The organism is Bacillus sp. FSL K6-4563 (assembly GCF_038630405.1).
GTDB classification, from domain to species: domain Bacteria; phylum Bacillota; class Bacilli; order Bacillales; family Bacillaceae; genus Bacillus; species Bacillus pumilus.
Map to the genome: position 1 here is coordinate 343,313 of NZ_CP152030.1, position 21,162 is coordinate 364,474.

General features: G+C 42.2%; 21 protein-coding genes. 13 read left to right on the forward strand and 8 right to left on the reverse strand.

The window, feature by feature from the left end:
• The first annotated feature begins 312 nt into the window (after positions 1-312).
• The 3 genes from MHH54_RS01880 (at position 313) to MHH54_RS01890 (ending at position 3,839) form a co-directional block, all read left to right on the forward strand.
• Positions 313-1,260, forward strand: a complete 948-nt coding sequence (locus MHH54_RS01880; protein WP_003213849.1) for a dihydrodipicolinate synthase family protein — start codon at positions 313-315, stop codon at positions 1,258-1,260.
• A gap of 77 nt (positions 1,261-1,337) precedes the next feature.
• The gene (locus MHH54_RS01885; protein WP_106032930.1) at positions 1,338-2,345 is read left to right on the forward strand and encodes a LacI family DNA-binding transcriptional regulator; all 1,008 of its coding nucleotides are present in this window, start codon (positions 1,338-1,340) and stop codon (positions 2,343-2,345) included.
• Between the two features lie 120 nt (positions 2,346-2,465).
• Positions 2,466-3,839: an MFS transporter gene (locus MHH54_RS01890; RefSeq protein WP_106029630.1), complete on the forward strand. Its 1,374-nt coding sequence runs from the start codon at positions 2,466-2,468 to the stop codon at positions 3,837-3,839.
• A gap of 247 nt (positions 3,840-4,086) precedes the next feature.
• Here MHH54_RS01890 and MHH54_RS01895 read toward each other — a convergent pair whose 3' ends face one another.
• Positions 4,087-4,860: a class I SAM-dependent methyltransferase gene (locus MHH54_RS01895; RefSeq protein WP_342500605.1), complete on the reverse strand. Its 774-nt coding sequence runs from the start codon at positions 4,858-4,860 to the stop codon at positions 4,087-4,089.
• A gap of 117 nt (positions 4,861-4,977) precedes the next feature.
• Between MHH54_RS01895 and MHH54_RS01900 the strand changes: the two genes are divergently transcribed.
• A complete protein-coding gene (locus MHH54_RS01900) occupies positions 4,978-5,883 on the forward strand; it encodes a LysR substrate-binding domain-containing protein (RefSeq protein WP_034620230.1) in 906 nt (301 codons plus the stop codon).
• Between the two features lie 45 nt (positions 5,884-5,928).
• Here the strand turns inward: MHH54_RS01900 and MHH54_RS01905 are convergent, their stop codons facing one another.
• Complete coding sequence (locus tag MHH54_RS01905; protein WP_003214317.1) at positions 5,929-6,714, reverse strand: carbon-nitrogen family hydrolase; 786 nt, start codon at positions 6,712-6,714, stop codon at positions 5,929-5,931.
• A 236-nt stretch (positions 6,715-6,950) separates the two neighbouring features.
• Here MHH54_RS01905 and MHH54_RS01910 point away from each other — a divergent pair, with 236 nt between their 5' ends.
• The gene (locus MHH54_RS01910; RefSeq protein ID WP_003214108.1) at positions 6,951-7,907 is read left to right on the forward strand and encodes an acetylxylan esterase; all 957 of its coding nucleotides are present in this window, start codon (positions 6,951-6,953) and stop codon (positions 7,905-7,907) included.
• Between the two features lie 35 nt (positions 7,908-7,942).
• On the opposite strand, the gene MHH54_RS01915 is transcribed toward MHH54_RS01910, so the two are convergent.
• A complete protein-coding gene (locus tag MHH54_RS01915; RefSeq protein ID WP_003213913.1) occupies positions 7,943-8,257 on the reverse strand; it encodes a hypothetical protein in 315 nt (104 codons plus the stop codon).
• 60 nt (positions 8,258-8,317) lie between these two features.
• Here MHH54_RS01915 and MHH54_RS01920 point away from each other — a divergent pair, with 60 nt between their 5' ends.
• The 5 genes from MHH54_RS01920 to MHH54_RS01940 all read left to right on the forward strand — a co-directional run bounded on the left by MHH54_RS01920 (position 8,318) and on the right by MHH54_RS01940 (position 14,540).
• Positions 8,318-9,121 carry a nucleotidyltransferase domain-containing protein gene (locus tag MHH54_RS01920; RefSeq protein ID WP_342500606.1) on the forward strand — a complete coding sequence of 268 codons (804 nt, stop codon included), beginning with the start codon at positions 8,318-8,320 and terminating at the stop codon, positions 9,119-9,121.
• Positions 9,122-9,281: 160 nt separating this feature from the next.
• Positions 9,282-10,199 carry a proline dehydrogenase gene (locus MHH54_RS01925; RefSeq protein ID WP_003214449.1) on the forward strand — a complete coding sequence of 306 codons (918 nt, stop codon included), beginning with the start codon at positions 9,282-9,284 and terminating at the stop codon, positions 10,197-10,199.
• Between the two features lie 23 nt (positions 10,200-10,222).
• The gene (pruA, locus tag MHH54_RS01930) at positions 10,223-11,770 is read left to right on the forward strand and encodes an L-glutamate gamma-semialdehyde dehydrogenase (RefSeq protein ID WP_003214333.1); all 1,548 of its coding nucleotides are present in this window, start codon (positions 10,223-10,225) and stop codon (positions 11,768-11,770) included.
• 125 nt (positions 11,771-11,895) lie between these two features.
• Positions 11,896-13,128 (forward strand): helix-turn-helix domain-containing protein, encoded by a 1,233-nt coding sequence (locus MHH54_RS01935; RefSeq protein ID WP_268493174.1) that lies wholly within the window; start codon positions 11,896-11,898, stop codon positions 13,126-13,128.
• Between the two features lie 113 nt (positions 13,129-13,241).
• Entirely contained in the window at positions 13,242-14,540 is a 1,299-nt protein-coding gene (locus MHH54_RS01940; RefSeq protein ID WP_050943242.1) for an arsenic transporter, read from the forward strand.
• A 46-nt stretch (positions 14,541-14,586) separates the two neighbouring features.
• Here MHH54_RS01940 and MHH54_RS01945 read toward each other — a convergent pair whose 3' ends face one another.
• Positions 14,587-15,264, reverse strand: a complete 678-nt coding sequence (locus MHH54_RS01945; RefSeq protein ID WP_003214368.1) for an amino acid ABC transporter permease — start codon at positions 15,262-15,264, stop codon at positions 14,587-14,589.
• A gap of 12 nt (positions 15,265-15,276) precedes the next feature.
• The gene (locus MHH54_RS01950; protein ID WP_050943239.1) at positions 15,277-16,149 is read right to left on the reverse strand and encodes a transporter substrate-binding domain-containing protein; all 873 of its coding nucleotides are present in this window, start codon (positions 16,147-16,149) and stop codon (positions 15,277-15,279) included.
• A 179-nt stretch (positions 16,150-16,328) separates the two neighbouring features.
• On the opposite strand from MHH54_RS01950, the gene MHH54_RS01955 reads away from it, so the two are divergent.
• Complete coding sequence (locus tag MHH54_RS01955) at positions 16,329-16,658, forward strand: YckD family protein (RefSeq protein WP_050943461.1); 330 nt, start codon at positions 16,329-16,331, stop codon at positions 16,656-16,658.
• Positions 16,659-16,707: 49 nt separating this feature from the next.
• Here MHH54_RS01955 and MHH54_RS01960 read toward each other — a convergent pair whose 3' ends face one another.
• Complete coding sequence (locus MHH54_RS01960) at positions 16,708-17,472, reverse strand: MBL fold metallo-hydrolase (protein ID WP_003213935.1); 765 nt, start codon at positions 17,470-17,472, stop codon at positions 16,708-16,710.
• Positions 17,473-17,587: 115 nt separating this feature from the next.
• Between MHH54_RS01960 and MHH54_RS01965 the strand changes: the two genes are divergently transcribed.
• Positions 17,588-18,004: a winged helix-turn-helix transcriptional regulator gene (locus tag MHH54_RS01965; protein WP_003214483.1), complete on the forward strand. Its 417-nt coding sequence runs from the start codon at positions 17,588-17,590 to the stop codon at positions 18,002-18,004.
• A gap of 29 nt (positions 18,005-18,033) precedes the next feature.
• The gene (locus MHH54_RS01970) at positions 18,034-18,840 is read left to right on the forward strand and encodes an AAC(3) family N-acetyltransferase (protein ID WP_003214338.1); all 807 of its coding nucleotides are present in this window, start codon (positions 18,034-18,036) and stop codon (positions 18,838-18,840) included.
• A gap of 1 nt (position 18,841) precedes the next feature.
• On the opposite strand, the gene MHH54_RS01975 is transcribed toward MHH54_RS01970, so the two are convergent.
• Together MHH54_RS01975 and MHH54_RS01980 are read right to left on the reverse strand one after the other, a co-directional pair.
• The gene (locus MHH54_RS01975) at positions 18,842-19,228 is read right to left on the reverse strand and encodes a competence protein ComJ (protein ID WP_003213827.1); all 387 of its coding nucleotides are present in this window, start codon (positions 19,226-19,228) and stop codon (positions 18,842-18,844) included.
• Positions 19,229-19,348: 120 nt separating this feature from the next.
• Complete coding sequence (locus tag MHH54_RS01980) at positions 19,349-21,046, reverse strand: methyl-accepting chemotaxis protein (protein WP_003214067.1); 1,698 nt, start codon at positions 21,044-21,046, stop codon at positions 19,349-19,351.
• Positions 21,047-21,162 lie beyond the last annotated feature (116 nt).

Genomic DNA, 21,162 nt, shown 5'->3' on the forward strand with positions numbered 1-21,162 from the left:
AAAACCTTTTGATGTTTTGACCATAAAAATTTATTTATCCTTTTTTTGGTATGTTGCCGTTTGGAAAAAGAGGTATCATACTTCAACCAGTTCATGAAGATGAGGGTTTTTTTGGTTGATATGGTAAACAAAATATATCCCTTATTTTCTTTTTTGGAAAAATAAAATAGTATCTAAAATTCAACAATAGTTTTTTGAATTATTATAATTTTAAAAAAATAATGTTGACACCTCCGGCAATATCATTCTATGATAGTTTACGTAAACGCTTACCGTAAACGTTTACTATAATGAATGGGGAGGAATTTGTTTATGAAAAATAAAGAAAAATGGAGCGGTGTATTCCCAGCTGTCTTAATTCCTTTTAAAGATGACTATTCAATTGATGAACCTGCTTTTCGTAAGCTTGTCCGTTGGGTGGCGGATCACAAAGGGATTAACGGGATTGTTGTCAATGGACATACTGGCGAGATTATGACTTTACTGCCACATGAACGAGCTGAAGCAGTGCGCATTGCAGCCGACGAATTAAAAGGGGAAGTACCTGTCATTTCTGGGGTTTCTGCAGAAGGGACAATTGAAGCGATCCAGCATGCAAAAGCCGTTGAAGAAGCTGGTGGTGAAGGTATACTTCTCATGCCGCCACATTCATGGCTAAGATTCGGTATGCAGCCTGAATCACCTGTCCAATTCTTTAAAGATGTTGCAGAAGCGATTGATATTTCAATCATTGTCCATCAATATCCAACATGGACAAAAACCTCATATACAACCAGTCAATTACTAGAAATGTCGGAAATTGAGAATGTTGTTTCGTTTAAAATTGGTCAAAGAGACATGGCGCAATACGAGGTCGATGTACGGGCATTGAAAAAACATGCACCAGATGTATCGTTACTCACATGTCATGATGAATATTTATTGCCAACATTGGTTCAAGGCATTGATGGAGCACTTGTAGGTTTCGGCTGTTTCGTGCCAGATTTGATCGCTGAACTTGTGAAATGTGTGGAAGAAAAAGACCTTGTAGCGGCTAATAAAGTTTACGATAGAATCTTTGAATTAAAGCATGCTGTGTATAAAATGGATGAACCTTCATCTACTTCTCATCTGCGCATGAAGGAAGCGATGTATCAGCGAGGTTTGATCAGTAGCTCGCTTGCTAGGAAGCCGGTATTACCTTTAACTGATGAGGAAAAAGAAGAAATTCGCCAGGGCCTTCAAAGTGTTGGTTTGCTTAAGGAAAACGTCGGTAGATAACAGACCATTGATTTCATGATGAAGGTGAGTCAGGTTATAATAGTGTATAAAACAACAGACTCCCGGAGGTATGAAATGTGTCAGTAAGTATTAAAGATGTCGCATTGAAAGCTGGAGTGTCTATCGCCTCTGTTTCCAGAGTATTAAGTGGTAAACCAGGAGTAGGTGCTCAAACGGCTGAAAGAATCAAACAAGTGATTGATGAGTTAGGCTATCGCCCTAATTTAGGAGCTAGAGGGCTCGTTAAAAGAAAGACTGGCAATATAGCTGTCGTGGTTCCGCGTGGTTCATATATTTTGAATAATCCATTTTTTTCGACGATTTTAGATGGTATTGCGAAGGAATTAGATGAAACTGAATTCAATATGTTGATGTCATTTACATCTATACAGCAGCAGCGATTACTTGAAACACAGGCTGTAGATGGTGCCATTTTATTTTCTCCAAGAAATGAAGAATTGAGTATGGATTGGTTAAAAAGTTTAGCTATTCCCATTATTGTTGTTGGAAGTTACTTAGAGGATTCTCCTTTCCCATGTGTCAGGCCAGATGATGAAGAAGGTGTGTGTCAATCCGTAACGGCCTTATTTGAGAAAGGTCATCGAACCATTGGGCTGGTCAATGGTCCAATGAGTTCGATGCATAGTGTGAGGTACTACAAGGGATATGAGCGCACACTTAAAAATTTAGGGTTAACAATGAACAAAGAACTTGTGTTTGAGTTAGATGAATTTGATGGGGGAAAAGTAGTAGAAGTGGTTTCTCAATTTCTCCAAGGAAACCAGCACATGACTGGAGTTGTTTGCTCTTCAGATTTTTTGGCGATGGGGGTCATGAAAGCTGCAGATCACGCAAATGTGTCCATACCTCATGACTTGTCAGTCGTTGGTGCCGATGATGTGCCCATTGCAAGTTTTCTATCCCCTTCTTTATCTTCAGTTCATGTAGATTTAGTTGGAATGGGGAGAAAAGCTGTTTCTTTATTAACACAGGTATTAGAAGGAGAACAGTTAGAGGCGATGGAACATATCTTCCCTATGTACTACATAGATCGGGGCACCACGGGAACGCCAAAAAAGAAATGATAGATGCTGAAAACTCGTATGAACGCTCTAGAATGTCTCTTGATTTAAAATGTAAGCGATTTCTTTAGCGCTCTTCGGCATGTACTTTTGCATCATTTCCTCTAATAAGGAGGAGATATCATGACGTTAGAAGTCAGCGAAAATTCAAATTCTCATGATGGGCAAGTTGTTGATAGAGCTTCACAACTATTGACGAGAATGGAAAGTGTACCTTTTTCTAGATGGCATTTAAAGCCTCGTATCATTATGGGATCTGCCACCTTTTTTGATGCTTTTGATGCTCTGTCTTTAGCGTTTGTTCTCCCAGTTCTCATCGGCATGTGGAGTTTATCACCTGCTCAAATTGGTCTTCTTATTGGGTCTGGTTATATAGGACAAGCGATTGGTGCCATTTTCTTTGGATGGTTAGCAGAAAGGCGTGGCCGTGTTTTTAGTGCAAAGTGGACTATACTCCTCATGTCCGTCATGAGTATTGCATGTGTGTTTTCAGGTAATTTTATGGCACTGTTTATTTTTCGTTTTATACAAGGAATTGGGGTAGGAGGAGAGGTGCCGGTAGCAGCCTCATATATCAATGAGCTATCCCGGGCTCAAGGGAGAGGCAGATTTTTTATGCTTTATGAGATGATTTTTCCTTTAGGGTTAATGATCTCAGCTCAAATCGGCGCATTTGTTGTACCTAGCTTTGGGTGGAAGTGGATGTTTTTAATTGGAGGCATTGGAGGTCTAATCGTCTTTGTATTCTTTTTTATGTTACGTGAATCTCCAAGATGGCTTATTTCGAAAGGCAGATTAGATGAGGCCGAAAGAATTATTGAAGAAATTGAAGCTAGTACTGACAAACGAATGCCTGTAAAACAAGTATATAATAGTACTGAAAAGGGCGATTGGAAAGAGCTTTTTTCAACTTTTTACCGTAAAAGAACATTGATCGTATGGGGACTATGGTTTTCTGCCTACTTTGTATCGAATGGTTTAAATAACTGGTTACCAAGTCTTTATAATACGGTTTACAATTTGCCAGTTGGAGATTCATTAAGGGCAGCCTCTCTGACAAATATTTTACAGACCGTAGGTGTATTCGCTTGTGCATTTTTAATTGATAAAGTAGGACGAAAGCGCTGGGCAACCATTGCATTTATCGTAACAGGTGCTTTATTAACGGCTTTATGGATCAGCGGAGCGAGTTCTCCAGAAAGTGTGATCTATTTAGGGTCCGCTGCTTACGGAATGATGGGGACAATTACAGTTCTTCTCTATTTATATACACCTGAAATTTATCCAACACGTATGAGGGTGATTGGAACGGCATTTGCTACTGCTTGGCTTAGGCTGGCCTCAGCGATTGCTCCTATTATGATAGGCTTTATTTTAGAGGTGAGCGGTGTTTCAACTATTTTTATTCTTTTCGCAAGTGTGACTGTAGTGGGAGCAATTCTTGCTTTTAAAATGATCGAAACGCGTGAGAAAGTATTAGAGGATATTGCACCGTGATTGACGCACGTAGTGAAGAACTTATTCCAAAGAGGGTAGGTTCTTTTTTTATTCAGAGGATCTACGTACAATTTTTAAAATGCCTAACCGATCTCCGTTCTTTTATCTTATAATAGAAACACGATGTAGCACTCCTTGTTGTGAGGAGGGACGTGTCACGAACATGAAAAGCCATACCTGTGAGACAGTGAAGATGTATATTCGAAATAAAAAAGTCTACCGATGAAGGTAGACTTTTTCTATAAGTTCAATTCTTGATTCCTTGAATGAGTGCAGCTTTTAAGCAGAAGGAAATAGGCTGCTGCTGTGCATCGAATTGAAGCTGAAATAGCTGCTTTGTATCAGGGTCTGCGGCTTGAAGATGGGAAACGATCTCCTGTTGGACATTTTCTGGTGTGCGTCCACGTGTGATCCAGTCCTGATAATCAATTTGCAGATCCCAGTAACGAATCTCTTTTTTAGTCAGTTTGTTGGTAGCGAAAAGCTCTTCCCATTCTGATAATGAGCTTTCTCGCACATGAGAAGGATCTCTAAGTCTATTTAATTGATTAATGAATGAATCCTGTGCCGCATTCTCAGGTGCATAATGGTCGACGAGTAGAAATGCGCCGCCTTTTTTTAAGACCCGGCTGATTTCGGACATGGCTGCGGGAAGGTTTGGAAAGTGGTGAGCGGCAAACCGGCACGTCACGATATCAAATGATTCATCAGCGAATGGCAATGCTTCTGCGGCTGCCCGTTCAAAAGTAATATGTTCCAGCTGGCGTTCTTTTGCAAGTGCTGCTGCAACCTCGATCATTTTTTGCGTGACATCAATGCCGATCCCTTTAGAAATAATGTCTGAAAAGGAAAAAACGGTATGCCCTGCTCCGCAGCCGATATCAAGTAAATGCTCATGACCCTTCGCATTTGCTGTCGCTTTCATCCATTCCAGCTCTTCTCCGGCTGAAAATATAGGTGAATCTCGATAGTTCTCGGCATTTTGTGAGAATTGGTTTTCAGCTTTAGCATATGGATTCATTTCTTCTCCCCCTTTTGTTGTCTCTTTATCGTAAAATTCCTTTTGTTATTTGTCTAAGACATAAAAGATATGACATGAATAGTTAAAACCTATGAGGTGATGTAAGTGGATATACGAATGATGGAATATGTCATGGAAGTGTACCGGCAGAAAAGTTTTACAAAAGCAGCGGACCAGCTTCACATTGCACAGCCTTCTTTAAGCCAACAAATAAAGAAACTGGAAGAGGAATTAGACACCCCCCTATTTATTCGAAAGTATGGACAAGTCACACCCACCCCTCAAGGGAGTCGGTTCATTAAAAGGGCTGAGAACATTTTGAAGGAAAGAGATGATTTGCTGCGTGAAATGGGAGAAGCAGCTTATGAGGTGGGGAAAGAGCTGAACATTGGAGCGCCAGCTGTCACAGGGGGATATGTCTTGCCTGGTTTATTAAAAACCTTTTGTCAAACGTATCCCCATGTTCACGTTCAACTAATAGAAGAATCACCTCGTGAGCTAGAAAAACTTCTATTGGCTGGTCAGCTGGATTTGGCTATTTTATCTATGCCGGTCGAGCATGAATCATTGAAAACGAAACACATGCTGACAGAGCCGCTTCTTCTTGCAGTACCGCCATCTGCTCAACCTTGGTTACAGGCGGAATTGAACGATATCATCAATCAAGCAAATCAGAAAGGGGCTGTTCCGTTTCGCCTTCTGGAAGACGCAGCATTCATTATGCTGAAAGAGGGATACGGCTTTCGGCAAGTGGTCACGGAACTATGTCTTCAACATGGTTTTCAGCCGAAAATTACCTTTGAAACAAGTCATATTCAAACAGCGCAGGCATTGGTCAAAAATGGACTAGGTGTGACAGTTGTGCCGAAAATGGTGGCACAAGAGGACAGGAACGAAGTCACTTATTTGAAAATTGATTCATGCCCAAACCGCACTCTTGTGTTTGCATATGTGGAAGAAAGGTATTTAACGAAAGCCGCTCAAGCCCTAATGGACCTTTACCAGAATCAAGGGAAAGCTTAAACAAACGTTTAATTAAATGAAAAAAGCAGGGGAGCACCCTGCTTTCTAATAGATGTCCAGACGCTGATCTGTCATCACAGGAATCTGCTGTCTCACTTCATCCACTAGCTGAAGGTCAATTTCCGCATAATAAATGTCTTCCTCATGACTTGTTTCAAGCAGAATACGGCCAAGTGGATCAATCACCATGGAGTGTCCAGGGAATTCAGTGTCTCTGCTTGTGCCTGTTCTGTTAACAGCAATCATAAATGACTGATTTTCAATCGCTCTTGCGATAAGCAAGCTGCGCCAATGATCTACTCTTGCTGACGGCCATTGCGCCGTATTGATAAGCACCTTCGCCCCTTTATTGACAAGCGTTCTGGAAAGCTGCGGGAAGCGGAGGTCATAGCAGATCATCGCGCCGATCTTCACATCCTCATCATAGTCAAATAAACCAAGCTGATCACCAGCAGTTAAATAGTTGTGCTCATCCATTAAGCGGAACAAATGAATTTTGTCATAATCGACTAAAAGCTCACCTTGGCGGTTAAATCCATACATCGTGTTGGTGATCCTCTCATCTTCTGTGCGCTTGTTCAATACACTTCCTGCAATGAGAACGACTTGGTGCTTACGGGCAAAGGAAGAGAAAAGCTGTTTTGTTCGTTCACCGTTTACATCTGCCAGCTGATCGGCTTTTTCAAGAGCGTAACCAGTATTCCACATTTCGGGTAAAATGATCAGATCAGGCTGCTCGCGGATCGCTTCTTCTAAAAATGCTTCTGCTTTTTGAAAGTTCACATCAGGTTCTCCAATTTGTACGTCCATCTGGACAAGGGCGATTTTCATACAGGTTCCTCCTTTATTCGATGATTACGAATGTGAAATCCATGAATGGATTTGTTGATTTGTTTTGTCTAAGAATCTCTAGTTTTCAAGCCAGTTTCTTTATCATAAAGGTTTCAATCTTCTTTGCCAATAGAAATGTCAGAAGGTTTTGTCTTTTGTAGTGAAAATGTCTTTCTTCGTCAAGAAAACAGTGATATGATACACACAACTAATAAAACAAAGGGGGATAGTAGGATATGCAATTGTTTGATTTACCGTTAGATGAGCTAAAAAAGTATAAACCGAAGAAAACAGCACGTCCTGATTTCTCAGACTTTTGGAAGGCGTCGCTTGAAGAACTGAACCAAGTGGAGGCAGAGCCAGCACTTGAACCTTATGATTATCCAGTAAAGGGCGTTAAGGTGTACCGCCTGACGTTTCAAAGCTTTGGTCAATCTCAAATTGAAGGCTGGTATGCGGTACCAGATCAAACAGGTCCGCATCCAGCACTCGTTCGTTTTCATGGCTATAATGCAAGCTATGACGGCGACATTCATGACATCGTCAATTGGGCACTGCATGGCTATGCGACATTTGGTATGCTCGTCCGCGGTCAAGGCGGCAGTGAAGATAAGACAGTGACACCAGGCGCGCAGGCTTTGGGGTGGATGACAAAAGGTATTTTATCGAAAGAGACCTACTATTATCGGGGTGTTTATTTAGATGCGGTTCGAGCGCTCGACGTGATTCAGTCCTTCCCAGAAGTGGATGAACACCGAATCGGCGTGGTGGGCGGCAGCCAGGGTGGTGCACTAGCGGTTGCAGCTGCAGCACTTTCAGACATTCCGAAGGTCGTCGTGGCAGATTATCCGTACTTATCAAATTTCGAGCGTGCAGTGGATATGGCATTGGAACATCCTTATTTAGAAATCAATTCATACTTTCGCAGAAACAGTGATCCAGAAGCGGAAGAAAAGGTATTTGAGACGTTAAGCTATTTTGATTTGATCAATTTAGCCGGATGGGTGAAACAGCCCACGTTGATGGCAATCGGTTTGATCGACCAAATCACCCCCCCATCTACTGTGTTTGCGGTATACAACCATTTAGAAACAGATAAAGATTTAAAGGTGTACCGCTATTTTGGACACGAGTACATCCCGGCTTTTCAAACAGAGAAGCTTGCCTTCTTACAAAAGCATTTAACGAATTAAAAGAAAAGAGGCCACTCTCTAGGAGGGCCTCTTTTTTAATAGCTCGTATTCTGTCTCGTTTTTTCATCAGGCACTAACGCGGTGATAATGAGGGCAAGGGCAGTGATGATATGAAGAATGAATCCGAGAATCGGAATCCAGGCAAGACAGGATGTGACAATTCCGATGATGCTTCCAATCATTGGTCCCTGGTCTCGCTTCGATAAGACGAGTGTGATAATATGCAGAATAAGCATGACCATGAGCGGTGTATAGCCATTACTGATAACGAATAGACCTCCGATCACAGGGATGGCAAGGCAGGCTTCAAAAATCCCAGTGATCCATTTCATAATGCGAGATATAGACATTAGATCCAACTCCTTTTTCATATATGTCTTATTCGTATTTTCCCAAAACGTGAAGAAGTCATGCAGAATTCTATAGAAAGAGTTGATGGACGCTTGAGAGAGAGAATTAAGGAAGAGCTGAAAATCATTGAAAAAACGTATGACGTAAAGATTTGCCTTGCCGTCGAATCAGGCAGCAGGGCATGGGGATTTCCCTCGACTGATAGTGATTATGATGTTCGTTTTTTATATGTTCCCCGGAAAGAATGGTATTGGGCAATGGAAGAGCATCGTGATGTCATTGAACGACCGATTGATGACATGCTTGACATCAGCGGCTGGGAGCTTAGAAAGGCACTTCGCTTATTCAATAAATCAAATCCGTCCATTATGGAATGGCTGTCTTCTGATATCATTTATGCTGAATCTTTCTCTTTGGCAAAGCAGCTAAGAGAATTAAAAGATCGAGCGTTTTACCCTGCGGCTTTGATGTATCATTACCTCAATATGGCGAAGCGGAATGAGAGTCGGCATTTACGAGGAGAGCAGGTGCGAATCAAGAAGTATTTCTATGTGCTTCGTCCGCTGCTTGCCTGTCAGTGGATTGAGCGTTACCGGACAGTTCCACCAATGGACTTTCATGAATTGCTCAAAGAGCTAGTGGAGGAAGGCCCGCTTTTAGCAGAAATTCACGAACTGCTCAAACGTAAAATGGACGGAGAAGAAATGGATGTAGAGAACCGTCTCGCTCATGTCCATCCATTTATTGATAAAGAGCTGGCGCGTTTTGATGAATTGGTGAAAAGCTACAATCAACCGAAAGACAATCTGATGCAAGAATTAAATGAGCTGCTGCAGTCTACCCTTGATGAGGTGTGGGTGTAGGAGGGAAGAGCCAGCCGGATAGCGGCAGGCTCTTTTTTATCTCTTATTGTGATAAAACCACAAAAAAAGTCAGAATTTTTGTCATCTTCAAATATTGTAGCGGACAGCTTATGAGCCTTACAATAAAGACATAGCTTACAAAGAGTGGGAGGTGCCCTTTATGGAGTCGGTCACAAGAAATTTCTTCTTGTTTTTGTCAAAAAGCAGTCTCTTGAACCATATTGCTCGTAATTGGGGAAGTGCTGTTGCATCTAAGAAAATCATCGGTGGGAAAGATTTTGAGAGCGCTATCTCTGTCATTAAACGATTAAATGATCAAGGAATGGCTGTAACAGTCGATCACCTTGGTGAGTTTGTCACAAAGGCAGAGATTGCAAATGAGCGGACGGATGAGTGTATTCAAACCATTCAGCGGATTGCTGAGGCGGGACTCAATTCCCACGTGTCACTCAAAATGACATCACTCGGCCTGGATATTGACGATGACCTTGTGTATCGCAATATGAAACGTATTTTAGATACGGCAGAAAAACACCGTATCATGGTGACAATCGATATGGAGGATGAACAGCGCTGTCAAAAAACGCTGGACATTTTTAAAGAGATGAAATCTCAATATGAGTATGTTAGTACGGTCCTGCAGGCGTATTTGTACAGAACAGAAAAGGATCTTGATGACCTCAATGAGCTGCAACCATTTTTACGACTTGTAAAGGGTGCCTATAAGGAATCCGCCGAAGTGGCGTATCCGAACAAAAAAGACGTTGATCAGAATTACAAGAAACTGATCGAAAAGCAATTACTTACAGGGAACTATACAGCCATTGCGACACATGACGATCAAATGATCGAGTTCACGAAAAATATTGTAAAAAAACACAATATACCGACAAGTCAGTTCGAATTTCAAATGCTGTATGGCATGAGATCAGAAACGCAGCAGGCACTTGTGAAGGAAGGCTATCAAATGAGGGTCTATACCCCGTATGGACGAGAGTGGTATGGCTACTACATGAGACGTCTTGCAGAACGGCCGGCAAACATTGCCTTTGCTTTAAAAGGAATGACGAAAAAATAATTTGAAACGGGAGCGTGACAAAGATGACAACACCTTACAAACATGAACCATTCACGGATTTTAGCCAGGAAGAAAACCGTAAAGCGTTTGAACAAGCATTAGCAAAGGTAACAGAATCACTGGGTCAAACCTATCCGCTCGTGATTAATGGCGAAAGAATCGAAACGAAAGACCAAATTGTCTCGATCAATCCAGCGAAAAAGGATGAAGTTGTTGGAACCGTATCAAAGGCCGGGAAAGAAGAGGCAGAACAAGCGGTTCAGGCTGCGGCGAAAGCATTTGAAACTTGGCGCTATACGTCTCCAGAAGAAAGAGCCAGCGTCATATTCCGTGCTGCGGCAAGCATTCGCCGTAAAAAGCATGAGTATTCAGCCCTTCTTGTCAAAGAAGCAGGTAAGCCTTGGAACGAGGCGGACGCAGATACAGCAGAAGCGATCGACTTCCTTGAATATTATGCTCGTCAAATGCTGGAGCTGGCGAAAGGCAAACCAGTGAACAGCCGCGAAGGGGAACACAATCAATACGTATACACACCAACTGGCGTGACGCTCGTCATTCCGCCGTGGAACTTCTTGTTTGCCATTATGGCAGGAACAACAGTAGCACCAATCGTTACAGGGAACACAGTTGTCTTAAAACCTGCAAGTGCAACTCCTGTCATTGCCGCACGTTTTGTGGAAGAGCTTGAGCAAGCAGGTCTTCCAAAGGGTGTGGTGAACTTTGTACCAGGAAGCGGAGCTGAAGTTGGAGATTACTTAGTCGATCACCCGAAAACAAGCCTGATTACATTCACTGGCTCAAGAGAAGTAGGGACACGTATCTTTGAACGTGCGGCAAAAGTACAGCCAGGTCAGCAGCATTTAAAGCGTGTCATTGCTGAAATGGGCGGTAAAGATACAGTGGTTGTAGATGAGGATGCAGACGTCGAATTAGCGGCTAATGCCATTTTCACATCAGCCTTCGGTTTTTCAGGTCAGAAATGTTCAGCTGGATCTCGGGCAGTCGTCCACGAGAAGCTGTATGACCAAGTGATCGAGCGAGTGAAGGAAATCACAGAAACGAAAACAACAGCGAACCCTCTTTCTGCGGATGTCTACATGGGGCCTGTCATTGATCAAGCGTCCTTTGACAAGATCACGGATTATATCGAGGTTGGCAAACAGGAAGGCCGCTTAGTCACTGGCGGAACGAGTGATAATTCGGAAGGATATTTCATTCATCCAACCATTTTTGCGGATCTTGAGCCAACATCTCGCTTGATGCAAGAAGAAATCTTTGGACCTGTCTTGGCCTTCTCGAAAGTGTCTAGCTTTGATGAGGCACTTGAAGTAGCCAACAACACGGAATATGGTTTGACAGGTGCTGTCATTACCAATAATCGTGATCACATCAACCGTGCGAAGCAGGAGTTCCACGTAGGAAACCTCTACTTTAACCGTAACTGCACAGGAGCCATCGTGGGATACCACCCATTCGGCGGATTCAAAATGTCAGGAACCGATTCAAAAGCAGGTGGTCCAGATTACCTAGCTCTACACATGCAGGCAAAAACGATTAGTGAAATGTTTTAAGTTGGAAAAGCATGAACCTGTACACACGGGTTCATGCTTTTTTTGCTTGTCTACGACTTGTTTCTATGCAAATCTGTCCGGAAAGAAGTATGATAAATGTATTACTTAATCAGGGAGCAATCGGGATGGAAGAGATATTAGAAAAGCTTCATACATTTTTTGATGTCGATAAATTAATTGCATTTATTAGCGGGTATTTAAAAAAACCAGTCATTCTAGAAAGCACAGAGTGTCAGCTCCTTGCTTATAATTCTTACAGCATTCAGCAGTTTGACCCAGTCAATCAGCAAACGATTTTCTCAAAGGAATGTCCGGGGTCTGTAGTCGATTGGTTAAAGAAAACAGGGGTCATCGAGCGGCTTCACAAGGAGTCAAAGCCTTTTTATGTGAGCGGTCATGACGAGCTCGGGTTTAATCGGCGGGTGGCTGTGAGCGCCAAGCACAAACAAGAGGTTGTAGGCTTTATTTGGGTGCAGGACATTGAGGATTCTCTCACGCAGGAGGAGCTGCAATTTTTGCATGAAGCTTCCTTTCAAGTGGGAAAAGTGATTTATAAGAATAAGAAACAGCTGGAGAAAAAGGAAGGCAAGATTGAAGAATTTTTCAAAAAGGTCATGGATGATCATTTTTATACAGAAGAAGAACTGAAGTGGGAGGCTGAGAATTTAAGCATCCCGCTGCCAGCGGTATTTACTGTCATGGTCGTACACGCTGCCGATAACAAAAGTGAGACGGCAGAAGATGTAAAAGACGTCATTCGGACGTATTTGCAGCTAGAAGACAAGGTGAATCACGTATACTCCGTTCAAGCCGACATTGTCGTGATATTGGGCAGCTTGTCAGACCGGCACTTACCGAAAGCGACTGCGGCTGACGTCATCGCTCACCTGCAATCGAAAGCGCATGCCCATCCTTCTCCATTGTATATTGGAATGGGAAGAGAATATCGAGATGTCATGAAAATGAGCACAAGTCGATTTGAAGCGATAGAGGTCGTGAAGGCTGTGAAAATTGTGGGGGGACAAGAGCTGATTCCATATGATTACGAGAATCTGGGGGTTTTCCGGTTCTTAGACTCAATTTACAGTCATCAAAAAAAGAAAAATGACTTCAATCCAGATTTATTACGTTTGAAAGAAAAAGACCGTGACAGCCAAACCTCATTTTTAAAAACGCTTGAAGTCTACTTATTGAATAACTGCAAGCTAAAGCCAGCCGCGGAGCAGTTGTTTATTCATCAAAATACATTAAATTATCGAATGAAACAAATCTTTGATATGACCTCAATCGATTTAAGTCACTTCAGCCAGCGATGTGAGTTATTTATTGAATTAATGCTGATGAAAAAAGATCAATAGTCATCGAATCCGCAGGTGCCCGGGATCACCTGCGGGTTTTCATGTGAAAATGGCATACAACGGCTGTGTTTCGTTGTATGATAGATAAGGATTTTATGAAAGGGGGGCCACCTTTGGGAGCAGTCACCTTGGCCATTTTGATTTTCATCCTGACCCTCGTCCTTGTCATTTGGCAGCCAGGACGTTTAACCATTGGATGGTCAGCATGTGGAGGCGCCATTCTTGCACTTGCCTTTGGTGTCGTTCATCTGGGCGATGTGTGGGAAGTGACGCAGATAGTATGGAACGCAACATTTGCGTTTATTGGCATCATTATTATTTCGTTAATTTTAGATGAAATTGGGTTTTTCGAATGGGCTGCACTGCATATGGCAAAAGCCGCAAGAGGGAACGGTGTCCGCATGTTTATTTATTTAACATTGCTCGGCGCTGTCGTGGCTGCTTTTTTTGCGAATGATGGAGCGGCACTGATTTTGACCCCGATCGTCTTGTCTGTAGTGAGAGCGTTAAAGCTGGATGAGCGGATGATCCTGCCTTTTGTGATGGCGAGCGGCTTTATTGCAGATACAACCTCTTTGCCATTTGTTATTAGTAACTTGGTCAATATCGTATCAGCCGACTATTTTCATATTGGGTTTCTAGAATATACAGCAAACATGTTCGTGCCAAACCTTGTGTCGCTTGGAGCAAGCATGCTAGTGCTTTATGTGTTTTACCGAAAGCTTATCCCAAAAACATACGATGTATCACAGGCGAAGGAACCGGCATCAGCGATCCGGGATATCCGCATGTTCCGCTTGTCTTGGTATGTGCTTGGCTGTCTGCTTGTCGGTTATTTTGCAGGGGAACTCATTGGGGTTCCGGTCTCCATCATTGTGGGTGGTATTGCCCTTGTCTTCTTGTGGTTGGCAAGAAGAAGTCCGCAAGTGGCGACAAAACGTGTCGTAAAAGAAGCACCGTGGTCCATTGTCTTTTTCTCAATCGGCATGTATGTCGTCGTATATGGACTGAAGAATGTTGGTCTCACAGAAATATTGGCAGCATGGATCGAACAAGGAGCATCGCATGGCTTGCTTGCGGGAACGATGTTTATGGGCGTGCTTGCCGCAGTGCTGTCCTCTGTCATGAACAATCTGCCTACCGTATTGATTGATGCGATAGCAATCGGTCATACAGATACAGCAGGCGTCATGAGAGACGGACTGATTTATGCCAATGTCATCGGCTCCAACCTTGGTCCGAAAATGACCCCTATCGGCTCATTGGCGACATTGCTGTGGCTTCATGTTCTTAAGAAAAAAGGCGTCCATATCTCTTGGGGTGCATACATGAAAGCCGGAATCATCCTGACCATCCCAACCTTGATCCTTACTTTACTGGGGTTATATGCGTGGTTATGGCTAATACATTAAAGCTGAATCTAAAAAAGAGCAGGTCGATTGGATCTGCTCTTTTTTGTTACAGATATTTTGCATAGTGTTTTTCTAAAAAGTCCTGAAGCAATGAGACTACGCTGCAAATGCCCCAGTAAATGAGGGCGACCAAAATATACATGGTCATATAATCGAATTCGCGCCCACCTACGATCTTTGCTTGCTGGAAAAGCTCGGGTACAGTAATCATCGCAGCCAGTGAGGAGGCTTTGATTAAATCGAGCATGACATTGGTCAATGGCGGCAGTGCGATGCGGACGGATTGAGGCAAAATGACACCGCGCATCGTTTGCCAATAGCTGAGCCCTAGTGATTTGGCAGCTTCCACCTGTCCACTTGGAACAGATGAGAGGGCCGCCCGATTGATTTCTGCAATATAGGCAGCGCTATTGAAGCTGAATCCAATAATGGCAGCAGTGACCGCTGTAAACTCAATGCCGATATAAGGAAATCCAAAATAAAGAATAAACAAAATCACCAGAATGGGCACGCCACGCATGAATGAGATATACAGCCGTGCAGGCAGCCAAAGCATCCACGTGTTCGCCATTCTGGCAAGCGCAATAAAAAAGCCAAGAATGGTGCCAAAAAACATGCTCACAAAGGAAATGAGCAACGTCAGCCAGATGCCTTTCATGACAAATGGAAATGACGCCTTTGCCAGTGCAGGATTAAATATATATTCTAAATGAATATCTCCCACGCTTGCGGCTCCTTATTTAGAAATGTCGACATCTTCGACATCAGCATTTATTTTCTTTGAGACGTCTGCATGATTAAAGAATTTTTCGGAAATCTTTTTCATGGTTCCGTCTTTTTTCATTTCTTTTAAGACACGATTTAATTCTTTTTGAAGCTCTGTGTTGTCTTTCTTCATCACAAAACCTTGTTCGTTTGGCATGTATTTTAAGTCAGGGTGAATCGTAATATTTAATTTCGGGAATGCAGCTAGAGCTAGTGTCTGCAAGTAATAATCATTTAGAATGACATCTGTACGACCGTTAGCGACATCCTTTAAGTATTGCTCGTTTGTCGCATTATCATAAATGACTTCCTTCGCACCGTACTTGCGAGCGACATCCATGTAAATCGTTGTGGCAGCACCAGCTGCTTTCTTTCCTTTTAAATCTTTTAACGTTTTAATGCCAGACAAATCATCTTTTCTTACGATCGCCGTGCCATAAGAATATTTATAAGGAGTTGAAAAGGCGAACTTATCTTTTCTGTCATCTGTGATGTCAATGTCATTTGCAGCGGCATCCACTTGACCAGAATTAATGGCGCTCAGCATGCCATCATAGCCCATTTCTTTAAATTCTACTTTCACATCAAGGCGTTTAAATGCTTCTTTGACCACTTCCACTTCATAACCAGTCAATTGATCCTTGCCATTAGCGGTATCATGATATGACGTTGGATAAAGGGTGCCTGAAGTAGCAACCACGATTTTCCCTTTCTTTTGAATCTCATCCCACTTTGAATCTCCAGACTGAGAAGAGCCTGATTGACTGCAAGCAGACAAGACAAGTATGAAAGCAGACACAACAAGCATTACCCAGATCGATTTTCTATGATAAAAACGACTCATTTAAGAATCCTCCTCTATTTTTTATACAAAACAAAACATAGCACGCTTTTTCTGTTAGGACAACGTTTTCAGAAGAAAAGCGAAAAAGTAAGAATATTATGTGCAATTTGTGTGGTGAAATATGTATAAAAAAGGAAAGCGTGCACAAAATAAATGCGAATAAAGGAGGGAATAAAATGATGAAAAGAATAAGTGGATTGATCATATTATCGATGATGCTGTTGTCTGGTTTTTATATGGAAACAGCTCATGGAGAAACACCCCAAATGGAAAAGCGTCCAGTAACGCATCAAGTAAAACTAACGACAGAACAACAAAAACAAATTGAAACGCTTGAGCAGCAAATTCTTTCTAAACGAAAAGAAGTGATTGAGAAGTACGTCCAATATGGTGTGTTAACAAAGGAACAAGGTACACATATTACGAAACGGATGGATGAGCATTACAATCATTTGAAAAACAACGGATTTGTGCCATTGCTGAAAAAACCACAGCACCATCGACCATAAGGATGAAACCGGCAGCGAGGTGCCGGTTTTTTATTGTTTATCAATCTATTCAGAAGGAGAGACTTTCACCATCGTTAGGGACAAAAATGGCTTGTGCTGCTTGATGCTCCTGAATGTAAGCTTGTAAAGAGGCTCTTGTTAGTAAGCAATGATTCACTGCCTCAAGGTGAGTAGCGACAATTTGTGCAGTTGGGTGAGAACGGTGAACGTCTAAAATGTCTTCCTTCGTCATCGTAATCGGATCGCCTTCTAAAAATTGAGCAGCTCCGCTATTGACCACAATGACATCTGGCTTGCAAGTATTGATAACCTCCTTCGGCTCATCACACCAAATGGTATCACCTGCAATGTAAAGGGTAGGTTCATCAGGGTGAGAGAAAACAAAACCGCTGACCTGTCCCATCCGCTTTGCAATTTCTCCTGTCCCATGCTGTCCACCTGTCCGCTGAATATGAACACCATAAATGTCTATTTCATCTTCAATGCATGTGACATGCTGGAAACCAGCCTCTTCAACTTCTTTTTTGTCATTATCCGATTGCGTATAAATGGGTTGGTCTTGGTCTAATTTTTGTTTCGCCTCGTCATCAAAGTGATCCACGTGCAAATGAGTGAGTAAGACAGCATCTGGGTGTAGCATGTTGTCTATGTCAATGTTTACAGGCAAATCAACAATCGGATTGTTCAAATGTTGATTGGCTGTATGAGGAAACGGTGGATATGTTCCTTTTGCTGCTAAAAAGGGATCAATGAAGAAAGTTGCCTGACCATATTCAAGGTAGAAAGTAGCATTCCGAATGAGTGTGATTTTCATGAAAAGGCCTCCTTTTTTTCTGCTTAAGTTTACAGTATATTAAAAGAGTTCCATGTGACAGAGGGTAATGAAAGTCTTTCATCAGAAGGACTTGATTTTTGAAAGAGGTGAGCCAATGTTAGACCAAACCGATTTGGATATATTAAAAGAGCTCTCAAAAAACAGCCGATTAACTATGAAAGCGCTAGGTGAAAAAGTTCATTTAACGGGTCAAGCTGTTGCAAATCGTGTGTTAAAGCTTGAAGAAGAGGGTGTGATTGAAGCATATACCATTTCGATTGACTGGCGGACGCAAAAGACCATTCAAACATTTATGCAGCTCTATACCCGCAGTCATCATCACGAACCGCTTCTGTCCTTTCTCGACCGACAGGAAGAGATCAAGAATTTATTTAAAATAAGTGGTGAGGGCTGTTATATGGCTGAAGGTCATTTCTCCAGTCATGATGAACTGGATCTGTTTTTAACGGAGCTGACAAATTACGCAAATTATAAACTGTCTATTGCGGTTAAGCGTCTCATTCAGCAGTAAGAAAAGAGACGCAGGAGGATAAGGAAACGATGAAAAAATTAATCCAAAATCAAGCTGAACCGGTGACAAAGGAAAAAATCAAAGCAGACTTGGTTCAACTTGGTGTGAAAAAAGGCATGATTTTATGTGTTCACTCATCTTTATCATCTATTGGATGGGTAAACGGAGGCGCTGTCGCCCTCATACAAGCATTGATGGAAACCTTAACAGAAGAGGGGACACTAATCATGCCGGCACAAACGTTAGAGCTTTCTGAGCCCGCTGATTGGATCGATCCGCCTGTTCCTTTTTCATGGTGGAAATCAATCAAAGACACGATGCCTGCATTTGATCCAGCTTACTCGATGCCAACAGCAATGGGAAAGGTAGCGGAAACGTTTTGGAAATACCCGGGCGTGGCGAGAAGCAATCATCCTCATTTTTCATTCACGGCCTGGGGGAAAAAGAAACATGAGCTTCTGAAACACCACGCACTTTCTTTTGGATTAGGAGAACATTCGCCTCTAGCCCGCATGTATGATGTTCAGGCTCAGGTGCTGCTGATTGGTACGTCTTTTGAAAGTCTGACAGCTTTCCATCTGGCTGAATATCGCATCCCTCAGCAAGACCTCATGACAAGAGGAGCTCCCATCTTAGAAAATGGATGGAGGGTATGGAAAGAATACCAAGATATTATCACAAGAGAAGAACTATTTGAGCAGATCGGCCGTGACTTTCTTCTATCGGGAGGCACTCATCATCACGGTCAAATCGGGCTTGCCAGTTCATATTTATTACCGGTGAGAGAATCGGTAGACTTTGCGGAAAAGTGGCTTGATTTGTACGATCAGTCGTGACCTACACCGTTTGGAAATTCATATGATAAAGGTCTTGATCAGCCTGCTGTGAAGTATAGCATGTGAGCTGATAGTCTCCCTTTGGAATAGGGAAAGACAGCACCTGAGCCATGACGCTTGTGATATAAACTTGATCGCTTGCATGCGTAAAAGGCACTGTGACCGTTCTATCAGCCGAAGCTGGGGGCATATTGCTATTTAAAGTTACGGTAACAGATGCTTTTCCGTTGTTGACCCCTTCAAAGGATACACCGTGATCTCCTATGGCGAAACCTTGAAGAATGTCATCATCTGACCAGTCAATCACAGGTGGTGTTTTGCTTCCGGTGTATACGGTGATTTGGTGATAGGAGATAGATAGGGAATAGGCTTGGTTTAAGTTATTCATTTAAAAAACTCCTTTATACATAGATTTTCGTTGGAATGTGAATGGTTGAAAGAGTGATTCTTGAAGAGAATGTTAGGCAGCAAGACGATTGTCGCCGTCTTGCGCTTCTATATGAGGAATCTAGATGTGAAATTGTGAAACCATTGCTTTTAAATCTCCTGCTAAATGGGCAAGAGCTTCTGATGAAGCAGTTACTTCTTCCATTGCGGCAAATTGTTCTTCTGTTAAACCGGCTACTTGTTGTGAATGTTCACTTGTTAGTTTAACCCCTTCTGTAATAGTGGCAAAGGATCGTTTCGCATCGTTTGTATAAGCTACGATTTTTTGTGATGCACTAGATAAATGCTTGATACCATCTGCCATTTCTCTCATTGACTGCTGAATATCAATAAATGATTCTTCTGTATGAGAAATAAGTACAGTCCCTTGAGCCGCTTCCTCTCTTACTCGTTTAATCGCATTAGTTGAATGAGTCATCTCTTTTTGGATTTCAGAAATGAGATGGGAAATCATATTTGATGATGATTGAGATTCTTCAGCGAGCTTTCTTACTTCGTCTGCGACAACTGCAAATCCTTTCCCATGCTCGCCTGCTCGTGCTGCTTCAATTGCTGCGTTAAGAGCAAGCAGGTTGGTCTGGTTAGCGATGTCTGTAATAACATGGGAAATATGATCAATTTCAGCCGAACGTGTTTCTAATGCTTGAATGGCTGTCCCATTTTCCTCTATTGATTTTGCAATAGATGTCATTTGTGAGTTTACTTCCCCAATATTCTGTACACCTTTTAGGGCGATTTCTTGTGCAAATTGACTTCTTGAAGCCATTTGCCCCGCATTTTCCGTGATGTTTGCCAACTCGTTAGATACTTGAATCATCGTGTGCTCACTTGTTGTCATTTGAGCTGACTGTTCTTCTGATGATTGAGCAACTTCTTGAATACTATGGGTGATTTTTTCGGATGCTGCACTTGTTTCTTCTGCACTAGCTGACAGCTGTTCAGATGAAGTTGCCACTAATTCAGACGTGTTCATCACATTAAGAATGGTGTGATTTAGTTTTTCCCGCATTTTATTGAAATGATCAGCCAGATCAGACAGTTCGTCGCCTGCTGTATCTGTCACATTGATGGTTAAATTTCCTTCACCTGCACTTTTAATGGCAGAAGCCATACGCTTGAGACGGGTTTGAATCCGCTTTGTGAAAATAGAAATAATGATCACAGCAACGATTAGGCTTAACAACAGAACTATGAAAAATTGAATGTAGAATGACTGAAGCATTTGTGAAATCATGCTTTGGTTGGCGCCAGTATAAAAAATACCGATCGTTTCGCCTGCATCATTTTTGATCGGCATATAAGCCGTTTGGTAGTCTTTCCCTGCAACATTTGCTGTGCCGTAATAGTTTTCACCTTTATCTAATACAGTGGCCTTCACTTCTGGTGAAACTTGTGTACCGACAGCTCGTTTTCCGTTTAACATGACATTTGTTGCGACACGGGTATTTCCTTGGAAAATTGTGACGGTATCATCGGTGTATTCTGCTAAATGGTCGACCAATGTATCATGATCATTGATTTGGGTATTCCCTTTGTAAAGCTTTCCATCTTTTATCTGCCACGAGCCTGCTACTTTTTCATCTAGGTAGGCATAGCCTAGCTTTAAATCACCTTTTGCTTTTTCAGTGGCCATGTGCTTGATGTTTTCTGTCATTTCCCGATTCACCACATAACCAACAATTGCTGAAAAGATGATGATGACACTTAAAAAGATCAGCAAAATTTTGGCACCAAGCCTCAGTTTTCCCTTTTTCTTCATGCTTTTTGACTCCTTTAGGTATAAGGTAGGATAAACCTCCTTAAGGATTATCGGCATGAAAAAAATGTTTGAAATACCTGAATGCAGTTACGAGGAAATTTTTTTAGATAGAAAAG